General features: G+C 54.2%; 22 protein-coding genes. 9 read left to right on the forward strand and 13 right to left on the reverse strand.

From position 1 onward, the window contains the following. Positions 1-38 precede the first annotated feature (38 nt). Positions 39-245, reverse strand: a complete 207-nt coding sequence (locus tag EOV40_RS04810; protein WP_003622940.1) for a YdcH family protein — start codon at positions 243-245, stop codon at positions 39-41. Between the two features lie 239 nt (positions 246-484). Between EOV40_RS04810 and EOV40_RS04815 the strand changes: the two genes are divergently transcribed. Next, positions 485-649, forward strand: a complete 165-nt coding sequence (locus EOV40_RS04815; protein ID WP_080986859.1) for a YdcH family protein — start codon at positions 485-487, stop codon at positions 647-649. A gap of 69 nt (positions 650-718) precedes the next feature. Here the strand turns inward: EOV40_RS04815 and EOV40_RS04820 are convergent, their stop codons facing one another. The 3 genes from EOV40_RS04820 to rpmE form a co-directional block, all read right to left on the reverse strand. Next, entirely contained in the window at positions 719-1,309 is a 591-nt protein-coding gene (locus tag EOV40_RS04820) for a DUF1013 domain-containing protein (protein WP_050819637.1), read from the reverse strand. A 243-nt stretch (positions 1,310-1,552) separates the two neighbouring features. Then, positions 1,553-2,059: an Hsp20 family protein gene (locus tag EOV40_RS04825; RefSeq protein ID WP_012812820.1), complete on the reverse strand. Its 507-nt coding sequence runs from the start codon at positions 2,057-2,059 to the stop codon at positions 1,553-1,555. 182 nt (positions 2,060-2,241) lie between these two features. Then, positions 2,242-2,472: a 50S ribosomal protein L31 gene (rpmE, locus tag EOV40_RS04830; RefSeq protein ID WP_050819638.1), complete on the reverse strand. Its 231-nt coding sequence runs from the start codon at positions 2,470-2,472 to the stop codon at positions 2,242-2,244. A gap of 289 nt (positions 2,473-2,761) precedes the next feature. Here rpmE and mscL point away from each other — a divergent pair, with 289 nt between their 5' ends. Beyond that, the gene (gene mscL, locus EOV40_RS04835) at positions 2,762-3,241 is read left to right on the forward strand and encodes a large conductance mechanosensitive channel protein MscL (RefSeq protein ID WP_012812821.1); all 480 of its coding nucleotides are present in this window, start codon (positions 2,762-2,764) and stop codon (positions 3,239-3,241) included. Between the two features lie 86 nt (positions 3,242-3,327). Then, a complete protein-coding gene (locus EOV40_RS04840) occupies positions 3,328-3,732 on the forward strand; it encodes a hypothetical protein (RefSeq protein ID WP_244297009.1) in 405 nt (134 codons plus the stop codon). Between the two features lie 73 nt (positions 3,733-3,805). On the opposite strand, the gene secF is transcribed toward EOV40_RS04840, so the two are convergent. Both secF and secD read right to left on the reverse strand, forming a co-directional pair. After that, positions 3,806-4,756 (reverse strand): protein translocase subunit SecF, encoded by a 951-nt coding sequence (gene secF, locus EOV40_RS04845; RefSeq protein WP_128105183.1) that lies wholly within the window; start codon positions 4,754-4,756, stop codon positions 3,806-3,808. 12 nt (positions 4,757-4,768) lie between these two features. Next, entirely contained in the window at positions 4,769-6,334 is a 1,566-nt protein-coding gene (gene secD, locus EOV40_RS04850; RefSeq protein ID WP_208729266.1) for a protein translocase subunit SecD, read from the reverse strand. A 235-nt stretch (positions 6,335-6,569) separates the two neighbouring features. Between secD and EOV40_RS04855 the strand changes: the two genes are divergently transcribed. The 3 genes from EOV40_RS04855 to EOV40_RS04865 all read left to right on the forward strand — a co-directional run bounded on the left by EOV40_RS04855 (position 6,570) and on the right by EOV40_RS04865 (position 10,773). Next, positions 6,570-7,550 (forward strand): Gfo/Idh/MocA family protein, encoded by a 981-nt coding sequence (locus EOV40_RS04855; protein ID WP_128105185.1) that lies wholly within the window; start codon positions 6,570-6,572, stop codon positions 7,548-7,550. Between the two features lie 199 nt (positions 7,551-7,749). After that, positions 7,750-9,681, forward strand: coding sequence for a ribonucleoside-diphosphate reductase subunit alpha (locus tag EOV40_RS04860; RefSeq protein ID WP_050819643.1), 1,932 nt, complete (start codon positions 7,750-7,752; stop codon positions 9,679-9,681). 72 nt (positions 9,682-9,753) lie between these two features. Further along, a complete protein-coding gene (locus EOV40_RS04865; protein WP_128105186.1) occupies positions 9,754-10,773 on the forward strand; it encodes a ribonucleotide-diphosphate reductase subunit beta in 1,020 nt (339 codons plus the stop codon). 5 nt (positions 10,774-10,778) lie between these two features. On the opposite strand, the gene EOV40_RS04870 is transcribed toward EOV40_RS04865, so the two are convergent. Then, positions 10,779-11,534 (reverse strand): tRNA1(Val) (adenine(37)-N6)-methyltransferase, encoded by a 756-nt coding sequence (locus EOV40_RS04870; protein WP_128105187.1) that lies wholly within the window; start codon positions 11,532-11,534, stop codon positions 10,779-10,781. 117 nt (positions 11,535-11,651) lie between these two features. Between EOV40_RS04870 and EOV40_RS04875 the strand changes: the two genes are divergently transcribed. Beyond that, complete coding sequence (locus EOV40_RS04875) at positions 11,652-12,722, forward strand: polyprenyl synthetase family protein (protein WP_050819645.1); 1,071 nt, start codon at positions 11,652-11,654, stop codon at positions 12,720-12,722. A 13-nt stretch (positions 12,723-12,735) separates the two neighbouring features. On the opposite strand, the gene EOV40_RS04880 is transcribed toward EOV40_RS04875, so the two are convergent. Together EOV40_RS04880 and EOV40_RS04885 are read right to left on the reverse strand one after the other, a co-directional pair. Then, the gene (locus tag EOV40_RS04880; protein ID WP_128105188.1) at positions 12,736-13,605 is read right to left on the reverse strand and encodes a glutamate racemase; all 870 of its coding nucleotides are present in this window, start codon (positions 13,603-13,605) and stop codon (positions 12,736-12,738) included. A gap of 4 nt (positions 13,606-13,609) precedes the next feature. Beyond that, complete coding sequence (locus EOV40_RS04885; protein WP_012812827.1) at positions 13,610-14,365, reverse strand: orotate phosphoribosyltransferase; 756 nt, start codon at positions 14,363-14,365, stop codon at positions 13,610-13,612. 246 nt (positions 14,366-14,611) lie between these two features. Here EOV40_RS04885 and EOV40_RS04890 point away from each other — a divergent pair, with 246 nt between their 5' ends. Further along, a complete protein-coding gene (locus tag EOV40_RS04890; RefSeq protein ID WP_003622965.1) occupies positions 14,612-14,851 on the forward strand; it encodes a hypothetical protein in 240 nt (79 codons plus the stop codon). 161 nt (positions 14,852-15,012) lie between these two features. Here the strand turns inward: EOV40_RS04890 and gltA are convergent, their stop codons facing one another. The 4 genes from gltA to EOV40_RS04910 all read right to left on the reverse strand — a co-directional run bounded on the left by gltA (position 15,013) and on the right by EOV40_RS04910 (position 18,137). Next, the gene (gene gltA, locus EOV40_RS04895) at positions 15,013-16,323 is read right to left on the reverse strand and encodes a citrate synthase (protein WP_012812828.1); all 1,311 of its coding nucleotides are present in this window, start codon (positions 16,321-16,323) and stop codon (positions 15,013-15,015) included. A 152-nt stretch (positions 16,324-16,475) separates the two neighbouring features. Continuing rightward, a complete protein-coding gene (locus tag EOV40_RS04900) occupies positions 16,476-17,000 on the reverse strand; it encodes a SixA phosphatase family protein (RefSeq protein ID WP_128105189.1) in 525 nt (174 codons plus the stop codon). Positions 17,001-17,009: 9 nt separating this feature from the next. Beyond that, on the reverse strand, positions 17,010-17,339 hold the full coding sequence (locus tag EOV40_RS04905; protein ID WP_128105190.1) for a chorismate mutase: 330 nt from the start codon (positions 17,337-17,339) through the stop codon (positions 17,010-17,012). 66 nt (positions 17,340-17,405) lie between these two features. After that, positions 17,406-18,137, reverse strand: a complete 732-nt coding sequence (locus tag EOV40_RS04910; protein ID WP_128105191.1) for a metallophosphoesterase — start codon at positions 18,135-18,137, stop codon at positions 17,406-17,408. 307 nt (positions 18,138-18,444) lie between these two features. Between EOV40_RS04910 and EOV40_RS04915 the strand changes: the two genes are divergently transcribed. After that, the gene (locus tag EOV40_RS04915; protein ID WP_003628680.1) at positions 18,445-19,962 is read left to right on the forward strand and encodes an acetyl-CoA hydrolase/transferase family protein; all 1,518 of its coding nucleotides are present in this window, start codon (positions 18,445-18,447) and stop codon (positions 19,960-19,962) included. Positions 19,963-19,998: the final 36 nt, after the last annotated feature.

The following is a 19,998-nucleotide window of genomic DNA, read 5'->3' on the forward strand; positions in this document are numbered from 1 at the left end:
TATCTATCCGGGTTTTCTAAAGTCTGAAACGGAATGGTTTAGGCGATATCATCAGGGATCAGAAGGCTTTCAACCTTGGTGATCTGATCTTTTAACAGGAGTTTACGCTTTTTAAGCCGCTGGAGATACAGTTGGTCAATAAAGGTGGTTTCATGCGCCATCCGGCTGATAACTGTATCCAGATCTCTGTGTTCACTACGCAGTTCATGCAGTTGGGCAAGCAGTAAATCGCGATCTCGCAGCATGATGTCCTGTCTCCTTCACCACTAATGCGGAATCGCGCGCCGGGTCTGGCCGCCCGCAGAGTGAATAGCATGCCCGAAGCAGTGTTTACCATGTAAGAGCCGGACGCCAGCCAGGATTACAAAAAAACTTCCATGCTCAGGCTGCATGCCAGCAGGGCGCGATATATGAAATTAACATGAACTTTCTTATTCTCGGTACGCTAGCGTTTAGGGGTCATCAATCGAGTGGAGGCACCCAAATGACACGCCTTTCAAGGATCGAGAGTCTTAAATCCCGCCATTTCCGTATTGATCAGAAAATTATGAGCGAAGGCGGACGCCCCAGACCGGACGAGCGCGTGCTGATGTGCCTGAAATTACAAAAGCTACGAATAAAGGAAGAAATAGAGCGCCTTTCGGCCTGATGCCGTATTTGGCAGCTTAAATGTTTCTGAGGCAGAAAGATCAATCCTTCTGCCTCAGGCATCATTCAATCAGTTTTCGGAAGCGCTAAAGCTTTCGGTATCTGTTACAGGCGCAGGAATTTCCTGCCCTTCGCGTTCCAGACGCATATTGGCTTCATGCACGGCAGCATTCAGATCTGTCTGGCTGCACAGCCCCACGGTTACCGGATCACGCGGTTTGATGTTGGGGGTGTTCCAGTGCTGCTTGTTGCGTACTTTCGCAATGGTATCCTTGGTGGTGCCAAGCAGCTTAACAACCTGCTGGTCGCTCAGTTGCGGATAATTGCGCAGCAGGAATGCAATGCCATCTGGACGATCATGACGTTTGGCAACAGGCGTATAACGCGCCCCCTTGGAGCGACGGCGCACAGGGTTGTTGGAAGGCAGAATTTTCAGCCGTGCGTTGGGGTCTTTTTCACAACGCTGGATTTCTTCCTGCTTCAGCTGGTGATTCGCAACCGGGTCATAACCCACAATACCATGTGCCACTTCACCATCAGCAATGGCCTGCACTTCCAGCGGATGCATACCGCAAAAAGCGGCAATCTGTTCAAAACTGAGAGCAGTTTTTTCAATCAGCCACACAGCAGTTGCTTTGGGCATTAACGGTAGGGTCGTCATGATTTTGTATTCCTGTCGTCGGGCGGCGCTTGCGCAGGCACCGGGAACTTGACGGCCCGGAACGTGTTCCGCAGGCCTGCGTGCCTGCCGGCGCGCATCTGTGCCACGATATGGGGGGAGTGGCTGCTTCAGGTCAAGCCGCAATACACATAACGGATCAATATTCTACACAATTAAATAAGGGGAAACCGCAGTTTCCCCCTTGCTAAGCCCATATGGAACGTATTGGTAAAACTTCAGCAATCAGGCTGCTGTGGCAATGGAATGCTGGGGCTGTTGCGGTGCCTGATTTTTCTGCTCGGTTGCTACCGCACGTTCTGCCGGTGTGGTGCTTACAGTTTTAACAGGAATACGCCGTGGCTTGAGTGCTTCGGGAATAATCTGTTGCACTGTAATGCGCAGGAGCCCGTTATTCATTTCCGCGCCGGTCACTTCAACGTGGTCAGCCAAGGCAAAGCGGCGCTCAAACGCACGCCGCGCAATTCCACGATGCAGGATTTCGCCTTCATCTTGCGGGGCATTCACACGGCCAGAAACAACAAGCGTGTTATCCTGCACCACCAGCTCTATATCTTCCGGCCCAAAACCAGCCACAGCCATGGTGAGCGTGTAGCTATCATTTCCCGTTTTAGCGATATCGTACGGTGGAAAACTGGAATTGCCCGGTGAGCGGGCTGCAGAATCCATCACCTGTGCAAGGCGGTCAAAGCCAATTGCAGTGCGGAATAGCGGTGTAAAATCGTAACTCATGTAAGAACCTCCTCGTTCAGCAAGGTTCTGCCGGTTTTGCCAAGACCCCCGAAGGCAATCTGCCCGGCAGCGTTTTTTGGCGGAAACCCCATATGCGGGCATTTCCATACCCCTGAACGTGGAAAGCCCCGCGCTCTTTTTCAAGAGGCAGGGCTTTTCTGCATACGCAAAGAACTGAAAAATCAGCCTTTTTTGCGGGTGCCAATACCAGCAAAACGCTTGTTGAACTTGGCAACCTGGCCCCCGGTATCCAGCATGCGCTGCACGCCTGTCCAAGCCGGATGAGACTTGGTGTCAACGTCCAGACGGAGCGTGTCGCCAGCCTTGCCATAGCAGGAGTTCGTTTTGAATTCCGTGCCGTCAGTCATGACAACAGTGATTTCGTGATAATCGGGGTGAATGCCGGGTTTCATGAAACTGGTTCTTTCGTTACAGCAGAAAGGGCCCGATACCGACCGGGCCAAGATTGCCGTGCATATAAACGAAATGCGTATGCTGGATCAACCGTTCATTTTGCCTTGGTGGGCATGATAATGAAGTGAAGCATATAATAGGCAAATAACAGCGTTTGTGCAGCTTTTGTGCTACAGAATACCTCAAATATTAAGAAAAATGTGTCAATTCTGATACAAGGGCTTGAGGAAAAAGCGGTAAAACGGCTACTTCTGAGCGGATTTCCCAGTATTTCACAGGAATTTTTGTATGGCTGATCTTAAATCTCACGTCCATGCCCCAGGTTGGGTGGGCGAGTTCCGGGCATTTATCATGCGCGGCAATGTTGTTGACCTGGCAGTTGGTGTTATTATTGGTGCTGCATTTACATCAATTGTAAACAGTTTGGTAAAAGATATTTTCAACCCCTTGATTGGTCTGCTTATCGGCGGGATTGATTTTTCCAACCTGTTCATCACCCTTAAAGGCCCGCATCTGGCTACTCTGGAAGAAGCCCAGAAAGCTGGCGCGGTTACATTGAACGTTGGCCTGTTCCTGAACGCCGTTATCCAGTTCCTGATTGTGGCTATGGCTATTTTCTGGATGGTGAAGGCCCTGACACGCCTGCATGTACGTGAAGATGAACAGCCCAAGGCACCGCCGCCGCCTTCCAAAACCGAAGTTCTGCTTGAGCAGATTCGTGATGAACTGGCTGCTAACAATAAAGATCAGGCACCGCATCAGGGCTAATTAAGCCTTGCGCTTGCCGCCATGGGTCTAAAATGGCGGCTGTGTGATCTGTTCCCGGAAAGTAGGATATGGGATATGCTTCTTATATGAAGCGCTCCCGATCCGGCTTTCCGGTTTTTTTTCGTTCAGCAGTTGGCGTGCTGGCCATTTTAGGGCTGGCAGGGTGCCAAAGCTCACGCGGGCTGAAGGTGCAGGAAACACCGCGCACGCTGTTGTACAGTTACGTGATAGCCAATGGCATGGCGCGCGGGCGGATGATGACAGAAGATCTGCCACCGGACCAAGTGTTCAATATCATTAAAACAGACAGAAATGCGCTTGTGGCCATTCTGGCGTTTCGGGATAAACCAACCCGGCGTACGCTGCGGCAGGCAGGGCATAAGGTGGAAGATTTTATTGGCGCGGTAGAGCAGCCCACACAGCCTCTTTCCCCCGCTTTGTCTGACCCCATTCTTTTACCGCCGCCATCAACTCCCGGTTTCATGCGCTAGGCACAAAAAAACGGAGCAAGGTGTAAAACCTGCTCCGTTTTTTTATTGGCTTGATACCAAGAAGAAAGACGTATCAGCTTTTCTGCTGCGCCGGGGTAGGGCCTGCCTTGGCGCCACGTTTCAATCTGCCTTCCCCCATAAACAGCAGCAACGGCGCTGCAATAAAGATGGAGGAGGAGGTGCCCACCACAATGCCGAACAGCATTGTCCAAGCAAAACCGGAAAGCGTAGCGCCACCCCATAGTGCCAGCGGAAGGGCCGCCAAAAACACGGTGGAGGATGTGCCCAAGGTACGGTTCAGTGTTTCGTTGATGGAGAGGTTGATCAGGTCCATCAGCGGCATGGTGCGATATTTGCGCAGGTTTTCACGCACGCGGTCATACACCACCACCTTATCATTGGTGGAATAGCCCAGAATGGTCAGAATGGCGGCCACCATCACAAGGTCGAACTCAAAACCGGTAATCACCAGAAAGCCCATGGTTTTGGTAAGATCCAAAACCAGTGTGATCACGGCGCTAAGGGCGAATTCCCATTCAAAGCGGAACCAGATGTAAACCAGAATCATGGCCAAGCTGAGCCCAAGAGCCAGCATGCCATTGCGGAACAACTCGGCAGAAACAGAAGCGCCAACCGCATCTGCCCGCAAAATGGTGGTGCCCGGCTGTGCTTCCGTAACGGCACGGCGCACAGTATCCACCACGGCATCGGTATTCTGGTCATCACCAGCATCAAGGCGAATCAGCACATCATCAGGGGCCCCAAAAGCCTGAAGCGATGCGTGAGAGATATGCTGTGCCGCCAATGCCGAACGCAGCTTGGCAAAATCTGCCGGGCCGCTGGTTTTGGCTTCCACCACAATGCCGCCTCTAAAATCCAGCCCCAGCGTGAGGCCGGGATGGAAGAACAGAATGATAGAGGCGATGGAAAGCACGGCCGAGACAATAAGCCCCATGTACCGGCCACGCATGAAGTTGATCTGCGTGTCTTTGCGTACAAAACGCAGAAGAGGACGTCCGAACATAATGGCCTCGCTTCAGACAGGCAGGCTGGCAGGGCGCGTACGCGCATACCAGCGGGCCATAAGCATGCGGGAAAGCAGCAGGGTGGTGAACAGCGTGGTGGCAATACCAATGGTAATGGTTAGCGCAAAGCCACGCACCGGCCCCGTGCCAAAGACAAACAGCATGACATGGGCCAAAAAGGCCGTGGCATTACTATCTACAATGGTGGAAGTGGCGCGTTCAAACCCGGTTTGCATGGCGGCCAGAGGCGTGCGGCCACGGGCCACTTCTTCGCGTATGCGTTCGTTAATCAGGATATTGGCATCCACCGCCATGCCCAAGGTCAGCAGCATACCCGCCATACCCGGCAGCGTAAGGGTGGCTTCAAACAGTGAGAGAATAGCTACCATCAGCACAAGGTTGGCCAGCAGGGCAATATCTGCGTACCAGCCAAAGCGGCCATAAAACAGAACCATAAAAACCACAACCAGCAGGAAGCCAACGCCAAGGCTGAGAATGCCAGCCCGAATGGAATCGGCCCCAAGGGATGGCCCAATGCTGCGCTGTTCTACCACACTCAAAGGTGCAGGCAGCGCGCCAGCACGCAGCATCAGCGCCAGATCCGTGGCTTTCTGGGCATCAAACCCACCCGTAATCTGCCCGTTGCCGCCTGTAATGGGGGTGCGGATAACGGGGGCTTCAATCACCTTGTTATCCAGAACAATGGCAAAGCGTTTGCCAACATTGGTTTGCGTAACCGATGAGAAAGCCCGCGTGCCAACTGAATCGAACGAGAAGCTGACAGCCCATTCGCCCGTCTGCTGGTCAATCACAGCGCCTGCGTTTGTCAGGTCTGTGCCATCCACATCCACGTGGTCAAAAACGGGCAGGGGGCCGCCTTCAGCCGGGTTGGCCATGGGCACAAGGCTGACACCCGGTGGTGGATATGTGGCGTGCAGCGGGTTGGAATCTACCAGCCGGAAGGTCATTTTGGCTGTGGTGCCCAGCAGCGCCTTGATTCGCTCCGGATCACTGATGCCCGGCAGTTCCACCACAATCCGATCATCACCCTGACGGGTAATTTCGGGGTCAACCGCACCTGTGCCATCAATACGCCGGCGCACAATCTCAATAGACTGTGTCACTGCTTCCCGCGCGCGGGCCTTAATAGCATCAGCGGAAAGCACGAGGGCGATTGTGCCATCATCCTGCTTTTTTACGCTGAATTCATTGGGCACAACGCGGGGCAGCTTGTCCAGCGTGGCAACATCCGCATCTGCCTCAGCCGCATCACGCGGTTGGAAGGAGACGGTGTTTTTGTCGGCATCCACGTTGATGTTCTGATAGCCGAGCTGAGATTTCAGCAGGGTATCACGCGTGTTTTCCGCCAGTGTCTGGAGCCTGTCATGCGTAAGGCTTTTAAGGTCAACCTGCATCAGCAGGTAAGACCCGCCCCGCAAATCCAACCCCAGATGGATCTGACGCCATGGTATGGAAGGGAAAGGCTTGCGCATACCGTTGGGTAGGCACAGCAGCAGGCCCAACAGGCACACGCCCAGCACCGAGGCCAGTTTGAGGCGGCTGTAATACATTCTCACCTGATCGCTTGCAGTTTTCTTGCCGGGAACATGCCGCCCCGGCTGGCGGGATGCAACCGTTGTGCTGCATTATTCGCGTTTCATACCTGTTGTATGGTCGCCACACCAAGATGTACGTGGCCAAACTGCATCAGTTTGCGGCAGGGCTGCCTGTTGTTGGGGGCGTCTTGCATTCGGCTGCGGGGGTGCTACGCCTGCATGCAGTCTTATAGGGCATAAAAAGAAGGCGGATTTCATGGCTGAAACACTTAAGGTTGGCGTAATTGGAGCCGGACATTTCGGACGTTTTCATACCTTGAAAGTGCGCCACGTTGCGCGGGAAACACTGGTGGGGCTGTTTGACCCCGACAGCAAGCGCGCCGCCTTGGTAGCGAAGGAAGTCGGATGCCCCGTTATGCAGGATGTAGATACCCTGCTGGCGGCGTGCGATGCCGTAGTGGTGGCTGCGCCTGCGGAATTTCATTTTGAACTGGCGGTACAGGCCCTGCGGGCCGGCAAGCATGTGCTGGTGGAAAAACCCATAGCCGCCACGCTGGAGCAGGCCGACTTTTTGGTAACTCTGGCGCAGGAAAGTGGGTTGGTCTGTCAGGTTGGGCACCTGCTGCGTTATTCTGCCGAGCACGATGCCATTACCCAGCGCATCACCCGGCCGCTTTATATAGAGGCCACACGTATTGCTCCCTACAAGCCGCGCGGCACCGATGTATCGGTTATTCTGGATCTGATGATCCATGATCTGGATCTGGTTCTGGCTATTGTAGATAGTCCCATTGCGCAGGTGGATGCCTTGGGTGCGGCTGTAAGCTCGGCGCATGAAGATATTGCCAATGCGCGAGTGCGGTTTGAAAACGGCTGTGTAGCCACCATTACCGCCAGCCGCATTTCACTTAAAACAGAACGGCGCATGCGCCTGTTTTCTGAGGAAGGTTACCTGTCTGCCGATTTCGTAAAGCGGGAACTGACGATGATTGGCCGTGATCGCGGCCTGCCGTTGCCGGGCACGGGGGGATTCCGGCGCGAGCACATCACATGGAAAGAGCATGATTCGCTCTTGGCCGAACACGAAGCTTTTGTTGCTGCGTGCCTGGATGGTGCCCCTGTGGTGGTGGACGCAAATGCTGGTCGGCGTGCTCTGGCGGCGGCTCTGGCCGTGGCAGATGGTATTGCCGAATCTCGCCGCCGGATGGAGCTTTCCGGACTGATTCGGGCCGAATAAAACCGAACAGGAAACCGCGCCACAGAAGCGGGAGAAAACCGCCAGTTTCAAAATATCAAGCCCCTTTTTCTGGCTTTGTGTGTAAAATTTCACTAGATATAGGGGGCGAGATGGAGCACAAGCACGAGATATGGTGCGGAGGCAAAGCCTCCCCATCCGACCCCAAAATTGACGCAGAAAATAGCGGAGTAACCCAGCCATGACCCTGATTGACGTACAGGAAAATGACATTCGTCGTTCCTCGTCCGGGGGCGCAGAAGCTGGGGAGCCCGATCTGTTCAACGCTGGTGAGATGGAAGATATGGTGCAGCTGCCCGGCCACCATCAGGTGCGGGTAGATCGCTCTCGTGATGCGCTGCTGACACCTTTTGGCAAGGCCACGCTGGATAACCGTTACCTGCTGCCAGATGAAGGGTATCAGGATCTGTTCGGCCGTGTGGCCTCCTATTACGGGGCAGATGCAGCCCACGCCCAGCGTATTTATGATTACATCAGCAAGCACTGGTTCATGCCGGCAACGCCAGTTCTGTCTAACGGCGGAACATCACGCGGCCTGCCGATTTCCTGCTTCCTGAACGAAGCCAGCGATAGCCTGAAAGGCATTGTTGACCTGTGGAACGAGAATGTCTGGCTGGCCAGTAAGGGCGGTGGCATTGGGTCCTACTGGGGCAACCTGCGCTCCATTGGTGAAAATGTTGGCCGCAACGGCAAAACATCCGGCGTTATTCCGTTCATCCGCGTGATGGATAGCCTCACGCTGGCGATTTCTCAGGGGTCTTTGCGCCGTGGGTCTGCTGCGGTGTATCTGCCGGTCTGGCACCCGGAAATTGAAGAATTTATCGAACTGCGTCGCCCCACCGGGGGAGATCCCAACCGTAAGGCGCTGAACCTGCATCATGGTGTGCTGGTGTCAGACGCCTTTATGCGGGCGGTGGAAAGCGATGATGAATGGGCGCTGATATCCCCCAAGGATGGCAGCGTTATCCGCAAGATTTCTGCCCGTGCATTGTGGATCCGTATTCTGACGGCCCGTATGGAGCAGGGCGAGCCCTACATTGTGTATTCTGACCACGTGAACAACGCGCGGCCGGAACATCACAAGCTGGCCGGGTTGGAAGTCAAAACCTCTAATCTGTGTTCCGAAATTACGCTGCCAACCGGGATCGATCATCACGGTAAGGCGCGTACAGCAGTGTGCTGTCTTTCCTCCCTCAATCTGGAAACATGGGATCAGTGGAAAGATAATCCGCAGTTTATTGAGGACGTCATGCTGTTCCTCGATAACGTGTTGCAGGATTTCATTGACCGCGCGCCAGAAGACATGCACCGCGCCAAATATGCGGCCATGCGTGAACGTTCTGTTGGGCTGGGTGTTATGGGGTTCCATAGCTTCCTGCAAAGCCGCAACGTGCCGTTTGAAAGCGTGATAGCAAAAGTCTGGAACCGTAAGATTTTCAAGCATATTCGTGAGCAGGCGGATGCGGCATCCCGCAAGTTGGCGGAACTGCGCGGCCCATGCCCGGATGCTGAAGAATACGGCATTATGGAACGCTTTTCTAACAAGATGGCTATTGCGCCCACGGCGTCCATTTCCATTATTGCTGGCAATGCCAGCCCCGGAATTGAGCCGATTGCGGCCAATGTGTTCTTGCAGAAAACGCTTTCCGGTTCCTTCACGGTGCGTAACCGTCATCTACAGAAACTTCTGGAAGAAAAAGGGCAGGATACGCCGGAGGTGTGGTCTTCCATCACCACCAGCAAGGGCAGCGTGCAGCATCTGGATTTTCTGACCCAGCAGGAAAAGGACGTGTTTAAAACCGCGTTTGAGCTGGATCAGCGTTGGGTGGTGGAGCATGCGGCAGACCGCCAGCCGTTTATCTGCCAGGCGCAGTCCGTTAACCTGTTCCTGCCTGCTGACGTGCATAAGCGGGATCTGCACCAGATCCATTACATGGCTTGGAAAAAGGGCCTGAAATCTCTGTATTACTGCCGCAGCCTGTCTATCCAGCGTGCAGATACAGTCAGCAATGTTCTGGCCAAGAATGACGTGATGAATGTGGATTCATCTCAAGCATCGTCAGGTTCCGCATCAAGCGGGAATGACTACGAAGAATGCTTGGCCTGCCAGTAAGCATTGGGTATGAAAGCTCCTTACAAAAGAAATGTGACGGCATCCTGAGTGTTGCCGTCAAAAGGGGGCAGCATGAGCGAGCATATATCTGGTCAGGAGCCGCAGCAGGAACAGAAGTTTGACCTGCTGACAGCTAACCCGGTTTACAAGCCGTTCCGCTATCCGTGGGCGTATGATGCGTGGCTGACGCAGCAGCGCCTGCACTGGCTGCCGGAAGAAGTGCCTCTGGCTGATGACGTGAAGGACTGGCACCGCGTTTTAAACGAAGGTGAACAGCATCTGGTTACGCAGATTTTCCGCTTCTTCACCCAGTCCGATGTGGAAGTGAACAACTGCTACATGAAGCACTACAGCCGTGTGTTTAAGCCCACGGAAGTGCTGATGATGCTTTCAGCGTTCTCTAACATCGAAACCATCCATATTGCAGCTTACAGCTACCTTCTGGATACGCTCGGTATGCCCGAAACCGAGTATTCCGCCTTCCTTAAATATAAGGAAATGAAGGATAAATACGATTACATGCAGACGTTCACTGTGGACAGTAAGCATGAAATCGCCAAAACGCTGGCAGCCTTTGGGGCCTTTACGGAAGGGCTTCAGCTTTTTGCATCTTTTGCAATTCTGCTGAACTTCCCGCGCTTCAACAAGCTCAAGGGCATGGGGCAGATTGTGTCATGGTCTGTGCGTGATGAAACACTGCACTGCCTCTCCATTATCCGCCTGTTCCGCGTGTTCATTCAGGAAAATCCTGAACTGTGGACAGAGCAGCTGCGTACGGAACTGACAGATATCTGCCGCACCATTGTGGAGCATGAAGAGGCCTTTATTGATCTGGCCTTTGAAATGGGTGCTGTAGAAGGGCTGAATGCGGAGCAGGTGAAAACCTACATCCACTTTATTGCAGACCGCCGCCTGACCCAGCTTGGGCTGGAGCCGATTTACAACACCACAACCAACCCGCTGCCGTGGCTGGATGATATGTTGAATGCGGTGGAACACACCAACTTCTTCGAAAACCGCGCTACGGAATACAGCCGAGCCTCCACCTCTGGCACGTGGGAAGAAGCCTTCGAAAACTCGGTTTTCGAATAAGCAGGTTACAGCCCCGGCAACGGGGCACCTTCTTCCAGCACTGTGCGGGCCGTGGGGGTAAAAGCTCCATCTGCTTCGTGCAGCACCAGCCCTGCCAGAACACGGGCAGGGCTTTTTACGCCCTTACGGGCCTGCACCAACACAATGCGCGATTCCCGCCCGGCCTTGGGCCAGAAGGGATACAGCGTAACGCCACCAAACCCAGTTTTGCTTAGGCAGAAAATGGCTTGGTCGGCCAAAGCTGCGGGCAGGGCGAGTGTAAGGCTGCCTTTATGGCGTAGGATTCGGGCCGCCCCCGCAATCCATGTAGGTAAAGTATCTGCCCCCATACGCCGGGCCAGATCACGCCGCGGATGTGCCGAAGCCGTGCCTAAAGGGGCATGCCACGGCGGATTCGCCATGCAGTGGTCAAAATATTGTTCGGGCTGTGGCGTATCTGCCAGAAAAACATCGGGAAATGTGGCGTTCAGAATCCTGATATTCTGCTGCTGGTTGGCGGCCATGTTTTGCTGGGCCAAGGCTGCTGTATCGCTTTCTTTTTCCACACCCGTGCCATGAATGGTGGGAATGCGGTGGAGCAGGCAAAGTAGCCCAGCCCCAGCGCCACAGCCAATTTCCAGCACATGCTGGCCTGTGCGGGCCGGTACGGCGGCGGCCATAAGCACGGGTTCCAGCCCGGTGCGGTAGCCTTGCAGAAACTGACTATAGGAGATACGGCCACGCAAAAGCGTTCCGGGAGTGATGGCAAAACGAGCTGGCATGGTTTCCGATGGGAGCTATGTGTCTGGCTGGCTTGAATTCGTAGGCGCTTGACCGTTTTTCAGGTGCCTCGCATATAGAAGAACGTCAACTCATCCCATGGCTGGGGGATAAAACGTTTGGGTGTTGCAATCAGTCTGTCAGAAACAGGCAGAACCACAAGCCAGGATGGATCTGGAGTTTCAGTGAGTAAACCAGGAGAAGCAGGCCTGAAAGCGCTGGCCGATTATCTTGCGTCGGACATGCTTGCCTGCAATCAGGTCATTGTAGACCGTATGCAAAGCCCCGTGGCACTTATACCGCAGCTTGCGGCCCATTTGGTGGCGGCTGGTGGTAAGCGGCTGCGGCCGTTGCTCACTCTGGCTGCGGCCAGAATGTGCGGCTACAACAATCAGGATGGGCGCATGCGGCATGTAGAAATTGCCGCGTGTGTGGAGTTCATTCACACAGCCACGCTGTTGCATGATGATGTGGTAGATGACAGCCAGCTTCGGCGTGGGCTGGCAAGTGCCAATGCCATTTTTGGCAACAAGGCCTCCGTGCTGGTGGGGGATTTTCTGTTTGCGCGGTCTTTCCAGATTCTGACAGCCGATGCCTCGCTGGGTGTGATGGCGATTCTGTCTGCGGCTTCTGCCACACTGGCGGAAGGTGAGGTCATGCAGATGACCACGCAGAACGATCTCTCCACATCGGTGGATCAGTATCTGCAGGTCATTTACGGCAAAACCGCTGCGCTTTTTGCGGCTGCGTGCGAATCTGGCGCTGTCATTGGTGAAGCTACACCAGAACAGCGTGAAGCATTGCGCATGTATGGCGCCAATTTGGGCATGGCTTTCCAGCTTGTAGATGATGCGCTGGACTATGCGGCAGATCAGGCCACTCTGGGCAAGGAAGTGGGGGATGATTTCCGTGAAGGGAAAGTCACCCTACCTGTCTTGGCAGCTTACGAAGCAGGGAATGAGGAAGACCGCATTTTCTGGCGCCGGGTGATTGAGGAATGTGACCAGCACCCCGGAGATCTGGAAGCAGCGCTGGACCGTATTGCAAAAACAAATGCAATTGGGATTACCCTGAAATGTGCGGAAGATTACGCAGCCAAAGCGCGTGAAAATCTTTCCATGTTCCCAGATGACACATTGAAGAACTTGCTGCTGGAAACTGCCAGCTATTCTGCCAGCCGCGAACGTTAAGGGCGGCTGTATATTAGGGGCTGGCTATTACGGGTGAGTAATAGCTGGCTTCTACCTCATTCACATCTTCCCATAATACGGCAGCACTAAACCTGTAAGGTTTTAAGTGCGTGAATAGGGCTTGATCATCCGGCAAAGCCGTAAACCATGCGCAGGGATGTGCGTGGGTTTTCTGTGGCAAATGCGCCAGTAGGTTACAGGTATGCTGCGCCACGGCGGGGGCGGGGTCTAGCCACGTTAAACCGGGTGGAGAGAGCGCACGTAAGCGGTCCAGCACGAAGGTATAATGCGTGCAGCCAAGACCTACGACATCCAGCCGGTTAGAATCCGGGTGAACAAACAGCCCTTCAATTTCTCGCAAAAGCGTAGAATCAGACACATCTTGCCCACGGAAGGCCAATTCCGCACATCCAGCCAAGCCGGGTGCGGCGTGGGCAATAAGTGTGCATTCCGGCGCGTAAAGCGCATGGAGGCGAGAAAGGTAAGGCCGGCGCACAGTTGCACGCGTGGCAAGCAGCCCGATCACTTTGGTTTGGGTGATGCGTGCTGCCCAGCGTATGGGCGGAACACACCCTACAAAAGGCATATCAGGCCACGCAGCGCGCAGGGCTTCCAGCGCCAATGTGCTGGCCGTGTTGCAGGCCACCACGACAACTTGGGGCTGGAGCCGCCGAATAGCTTGGGAAAGTAAGGAGACGATTCGCTCAATCAGAAAATCGTCATCCTGTTCGCCATATGGAAAAATGGCGGTGTCGGCCAGATAATCTATGCAGATATCTGGCGCCAGCGCTTGAATGGCCCTGGCAATACCCAGCCCCCCAATTCCGGAATCAAACGCCAGAATATGCCGGGGGCCGGACAGGGCAAGGCCATCTATCTGCACCGTTTTATTTATCCTTGTTGGCTTTAAATGCAGCAGCTTCTTCCAAGGTGCCAACACCACCGTGGCGGGCAGACCAGGCACAAGGATCTTCCAGAAAACGCCGTACTTCAGATGCAGCTTCTTCAGAGAAGTATGGCCGTGTGGAGCATGCTTCCAGCACATCCCACCATGTGCACAGGGCATGCAGGGAGACGTTCATTTCTGCCAGCGTGTTCTGTGCACCGGGGAAAACGCCGTAATAGAACACAACAAATGCGTGGTTGATAATGGCGCCCGCATTGCGCAGCGCATTGGCAAACTGCACTTTGGAGCCACCATCGGTGGTCAGATCTTCTACCAGCAGGGTGCGCATGTTTTCGGGCACATCGCCTTCAATCTGGGCGTTGCGGCCAAAACCTTTTGGCTTTTTGCGCACATAAGCCATTGGCAGCATCATGCGGTCTGCCATCCATGCGGCAAACGGAATACCTGCGGTTTCACCACCCACAACGGCATCCAGACTTTCATACCCAACGTGGCGGCCGATTTTTTCCACCCCAAGTTCCATAATTTTGGCACGGGCGCGGGGGAAGAAGATAATGCGGCGGCAATCAATATAGACGGGGGATTTCCAGCCAGAAGTCAGGGTGTAGGGGTCTTCTGGGCGGAAATTTACGGCTTTGATTTCCAGCAGCAGGCGTGCGGTGGTCAGGGCCGCGTCGCGGTCCCAGTCGCTGGTCTCAGCGGGGTGGGCAGAGGCCACGCCTGAGGGTGATGTCATGTGCGCATGTCCTTGAATTTGGCGGTTGTCTATATATGTTTGGAATAACGCCGCAGGCTTGGAAAATCCATGCCTGATATGGCAGTTTTCCTGCATATGCATGCCAGATAAAGACGTGGGCAGCATATGGGTGAAAAACTTGTGATGTTCAAAAGCCCCGGAATTGATTTTTGCACCTTGCTTATATGGCGGATGTAGCGTTTAATCATCTCCAGTTAAGATTGATTATCAGTTAAGGAATATGCCGTGGCCGCCGAAGCTAATCGTATCGCGCGCAAGTGTGAGCGGGCCGTTATAACGGCTTACAAGGAACTGCGCGAAGTGGGGACAGCAGATGTTACGGCATTTAATGCCTGCACCACCCTGTACCGCATTCATCATCCTGAAGCATCAGTGAATGAGGCGCGCCGCCTTGTGTCCGAATGGATTGATCATCATGTTGTCCGCATGGATTCCGGGCCAACCAAAGGGTGTGATTGCAACTAACGCACCAAGGGTATAGCCCGATGTAATCAGACGCATGTTCCGCAAGGGCATGCGTTTTTTTATGTCTGAATGTTTCGGTGTGTTTTGTGGCTGTTGAAAAGCAGAGCAAACAAAAAGCCGGTCTCCCTTAAGGAAAACCGGCTTTTGGGGTTTAGGCGCTTTTAGCGTTTGGCAAGCGGCACATAGTCACGCTGCGGTGCGCCAATATAAAGCTGGCGAGGGCGGCTGATACGCTGGCCCGGTTCTTCAATCATTTCCTTCCACTGGCTAACCCAGCCGGTGGTGCGGGCCACGGCAAACAGCACGGTGAACATGCTGGTAGGGATGCCCATAGCCTTGAGAATAATGCCGGAGTAGAAATCCACATTCGGGTAGAGCTTGCGCTGCACGAAGTAATCATCGCTCAGGGCAATTCTTTCCAGCTCAACAGCAAGATCCAGCAGCGGATCATCCTTAATGCCCAGTTCTGTCAGCACTTCGTGGCAGGTCTGCTGCATGATCTTCGCGCGCGGGTCGAAGTTCTTGTAAACGCGGTGGCCAAAGCCCATCAGCTTCACGCCGCTGTTCTTGTCTTTTACCTGCGCAATAAAGGCGGGAATGTTTTCCTTTTTGCCAATATGCGCCAGCATTTTCAGCACGGCTTCATTGGCGCCACCGTGGGCAGGTCCCCACAGGGCGGCAATGCCCGCAGCAATACATGCAAATGGATTGGCACCCGTAGAACCGGCAAGGCGCACGGTGGAGGTAGAAGCATTCTGTTCATGATCGGCATGCAGGATCAGAATCCGGTTCATGGCACGGGCCAGAACAGGGTTGACCTTGTAAGGTTCGGACATGCGCGCGAACATCATGGACAGGAAGTTTTCTGCGTAGTTCAGATCATTCCGCGGATAGATAAAGGCTTCGCCCTGCGTGTATTTGTAAGCCCATGCCGCAATGGTTGGGATTTTGGCAATCAGCCGCATGGCTGCCAGATCCCGGTTGGCGGGAATGGCAATATCGTTGGCATCTGGGTAGAAGGCAGACAAAGCCCCAACCGTGCCGCACAGAATGGCCATTGGGTGGGCATCACGCCGGAAGCCGTTAAAGAAGTTACGGATCTGCTCGTGCAGCAGCGTATGGTTTGTAAGGGTGTTGGTGAAGGTGTCGTACTGTGCCTTGTTGGGCAGTTCACCATTCAGAAGCAGGTAGATAACTTCTTCATAGGAAGCATTTTCCGCCAGCTGGGCAATGGGGTAACCACGGTGCAGCAGAACGCCCTTGTCACCATCAATAAAGGTAATTTTGCTGTTGCAGGCGGCTGTTTCCCCGTAACCTGGGTCAAACGTGAAAACGCCCAGTTGCGCAGGAAGTTTGCGGATGTCGACAACATCCGGTCCCAGAGTGCCTGAAAGCACAGGCATTTCGGCGGACTTCCCACCAACCGAAATGGTAGCGGTAGATAGCTTACCTTCTTTCTGCGACGCGCTCATTAGTGTTTCCTTTTGCATGTTTGGGCCACGGTCGCTGCTGCGGCCTGCTCGTTCCACTTTGTCACCTATTCAAAAGGAAACCGGAAGATTGCCGGCGATAAACGAAGCGTTATCGGAACGGAGTATGCTTGGAAAACCACAGTTTTTTGGGATTAGGGTCGCGCGAATGTGTGCAAATGCATGCTTTGGCCATCGCACATTTGCCAGCGTGTCATATCTGGCAATGTGTCGCTTCCATACATTTCAAAAATGGCAACGGCCCCTGGCGCGAATCCCTGGTCCAGTTCGCTGGCCTGCATGTCTAAGTGGTGGGCTAATAAGGAAATACCCGGATTATGCCCTACCATCAGCACGGTAAAAGCTGAATCGGGCACCTGCTGAATACGTGCCAACAAAGCCTCGGGCATGGCTTCGTAAATATCTGCACAGTAATCTGGAGCAGGAAGCGTAGCAGGTAGAGCCGCCAGCGCACCTGCCAAGGTCTGCCGCGTGCGTAAGGCCGGGCTACATATAATGCTGTCAGGAACAATATTCTGCGCTGCCAGCCACTGCCCGCAGCGGCGTGCCGCCTCTTGTCCCACAGGTGTAAGGGGGCGGTTCATATCAGCTTCGGCGCTGAAATCTCCTAAAGGGGCGGAAGCCGCTTCAGCATGGCGAAGCAGAACAAGGCGGCGCATGCGTGGGCCTTACGCTTTGGGAGCTGCGGCTGTTTGCCGTGCGATGGCTTCATGATGCCGGATAACTTCATGGATAATGAAGTTCAGGAACTTTTCAGCAAAGTCCGGGTCCAGATGCGCATCTTCTGCCAGTTTGCGCAGGCGGGCAATCTGCTGGGCCTCACGCGCAGGGTCTGCCGGCGGCATGTTGTAGCGTGCTTTAAGCGCCCCCACGGCCTTGGTGCAGCGGAAACGTTCCGCCAGCATGGAAACCAGGGCGGAATCGATATTATCAATGCTGCGGCGCAGGTCCTGAAGGGCCTGAGTGGGGGAGATGGACTGGTCGTCTGTCACGGTCATGCTGTTCCGGTTCTGTCAGAATATGCACCAGCGCCTGTAAGATGCGCTGTGGTTGGTAAAGTCTGTTCAGGCTTTTTCCACAAAAGGTGGGGGCAGGTCTAGCCATGCCAGATGTCCCCCTTTACCCGCACCCGTATCTACAAAAATGGCCTGCCCGCCAGAACGGCCGGGAATGGCCAGCGGGCAGCCATTGGTGGAGCGCTGATCATGCCCGCAATAGATGGTGTATCCGGCTGGAATAGTGTTTACCCAGTTAAGTGTGCGTTCGGGGTATCCATCTGGCTGCATGCGGTTTGTGGTTTCCCCAAACAATGCGCGGGAAAGCAGGTAGGTCACGCGGCCCAACGGTGGTGGAGGTGGCTCCATCAACATGCGTGGGTCAAACGCGCCATGTACAAAAACGATCTGGCCCATCACCAGCCACGCGGGGGCGTTTTCCAGCACAGGTAAAAGGGCATGCAGCACATCTGTGTTTTCTGGCCGGTAAAGCTGCGCCAGCGTGTCTTCCAGATGAGGGGTAGAGCGCAAACGCTTGCCCATAAGGGCGCGGCCAAGTTTGCGATCATGGTTGCCAATTAAGAACAGGCCACGTTTTTCATGCATCACCTGCAACATCAGCCGCAAAACACCTGCGCTGTCTGGCCCGTAATCTACCAGATCACCCAGCTGAATCACAAAGCGGTCTGTGGCAACGGCGTGGCGGAAAGCGTCCAGATCTCCATGCACGTCCCCCACAATGCGGAGTCCGTTTCGCATTGCATCTTTCACGTTTCCGTCAGGGGGAAGCAGCTCAAGCATGGTGTTTTAATCCGTTATTTCCTTACTTCCATGTAGGCTTTTCGAGATCAAACAGGAACTGGAACAGCAAGTTTTTTTTCATTTACCTCCAGATCATGCACAAGTATGTGACGCGCCAGCACGATCTGTTTGCGCTTACGTTATACGGGCAATCGGGTTTTTGAAAAAACAGCCTGAAACGGAAGGATAACATGCCACAGGTAGAAGAATGTGTTGGAGCGGCTTCAAACAGTTGCAGCGGTGTCTTCTTGGTGGTCTGTGCTTTCGGGAATTCGGAACAGTTTGAAAAAGAACAGGAAGCCCTCTCATGACAGAGCGCATTCGGAACGTCGCGCTGCGCAGTAAAGTATGTCCGGCAGAAACCGCATCCGAGTTGATCAAACACGGTGATGTGGTGGGCACCAGTGGTTTTACTGGTGCAGGCTACCCCAAGGAAGTACCCAAGGCGCTGGCCCGCCGGATGGAGGCTGCGCATGATCGGGGTGAGAAATACCAGATCAGCCTGATTACGGGAGCCTCTACCGGCCCGCAGCTGGATGGTGAGCTGGCAAAGGCCAACGGGGTTTATTTCCGTTCACCGTTCAATACGGATGCCACCATGCGCAACCGTATCAATGCGGGTGAAACAGAATATTTTGATAACCATCTGGGGCAGGTGGCTGGCCGTGCCATTCAGGGCAATTACGGCAAGTTCAACATTGCTTTGGTGGAAGCGACAGCCATTACGGAAGATGGCGGCATTGTACCCACATCTTCTGTTGGTAACTCCCAGACATTCCTCAATCTGGCTGACAAGGTCATTATTGAAGTGAATGAATGGCAGAACCCGGCGCTGGAAGGCATTCATGATATTTGGGATGGCAACGTAAGTGGTGCGCCAACGCGTGATATTGTGCCGATTGTGCGGGCAGACCAGCGTGTGGGCGGCACGGTTTTACGTGTAAACCCGGACAAGATTGCCGCCATTGTGCGCACGAATGATCGGGACAGAAATGCCCCATTTGCTGCGCCGGATGATACAGCCAAGGCCATTGCGGGCTATCTGCTTGATTTTTTTGGGCATGAAGTCAAACAGAACCGTCTGCCGCCATCACTTCTGCCGCTTCAGTCTGGCGTAGGCAACGTGGCCAACGCCGTACTGGAAGGGCTGAAGGAAGGCCCGTTTGAAAATCTGGTAGGGTATAGTGAGGTTATTCAGGATGGCATGTTGGCCATGCTGGATTCTGGCCGCATGCGCATTGCCTCTGCCACGTCTTTCTCACTCAGCCCGGAAGCGGCGGAAGAAATTAACAACCGTATGGATTTCTTCCGGAGCAAGATCATTCTGCGCCAGCAGGATGTCAGCAACAGCCCCGGTATTATCCGCCGTTTGGGCTGTATTGCCATGAACGGCATGATTGAGGCGGATATTTACGGCAACGTAAACTCCACCCGCGTGATGGGCTCCAAGATGATGAATGGTATTGGTGGTTCGGGTGACTTTGCCCGGAGTTCCTACCTATCCATCTTCCTGTCTCCCTCCACGGCCAAAGGCGGCAAGATTTCTGCCATTGTGCCTATGGCCGCGCATGTGGACCACATCATGCAGGATGCGCAGATTTTTGTAACCGAGCAGGGTCTGGCAGATTTGCGTGGGCTTTCACCCGTGCAGCGTGCGCGTGAAATTATTTCCAAGTGTGCACACCCGGATTACCGGCCAATGCTGCAGGATTACTTTGACCGCGCGCTTAAGAACTCCTTTGGCAAGCATACACCACACCTGCTGACGGAAGCTCTTTCCTGGCATCAGCGGTTTATTGAAACAGGCTCCATGATGCCTGCTTAAAATGAAGGAGAGGGGCAGGTTTTCTGCCTCTTTTTT

Source organism: Acetobacter oryzoeni (assembly GCF_004014775.2).
Taxonomy (GTDB): domain Bacteria; phylum Pseudomonadota; class Alphaproteobacteria; order Acetobacterales; family Acetobacteraceae; genus Acetobacter; species Acetobacter oryzoeni.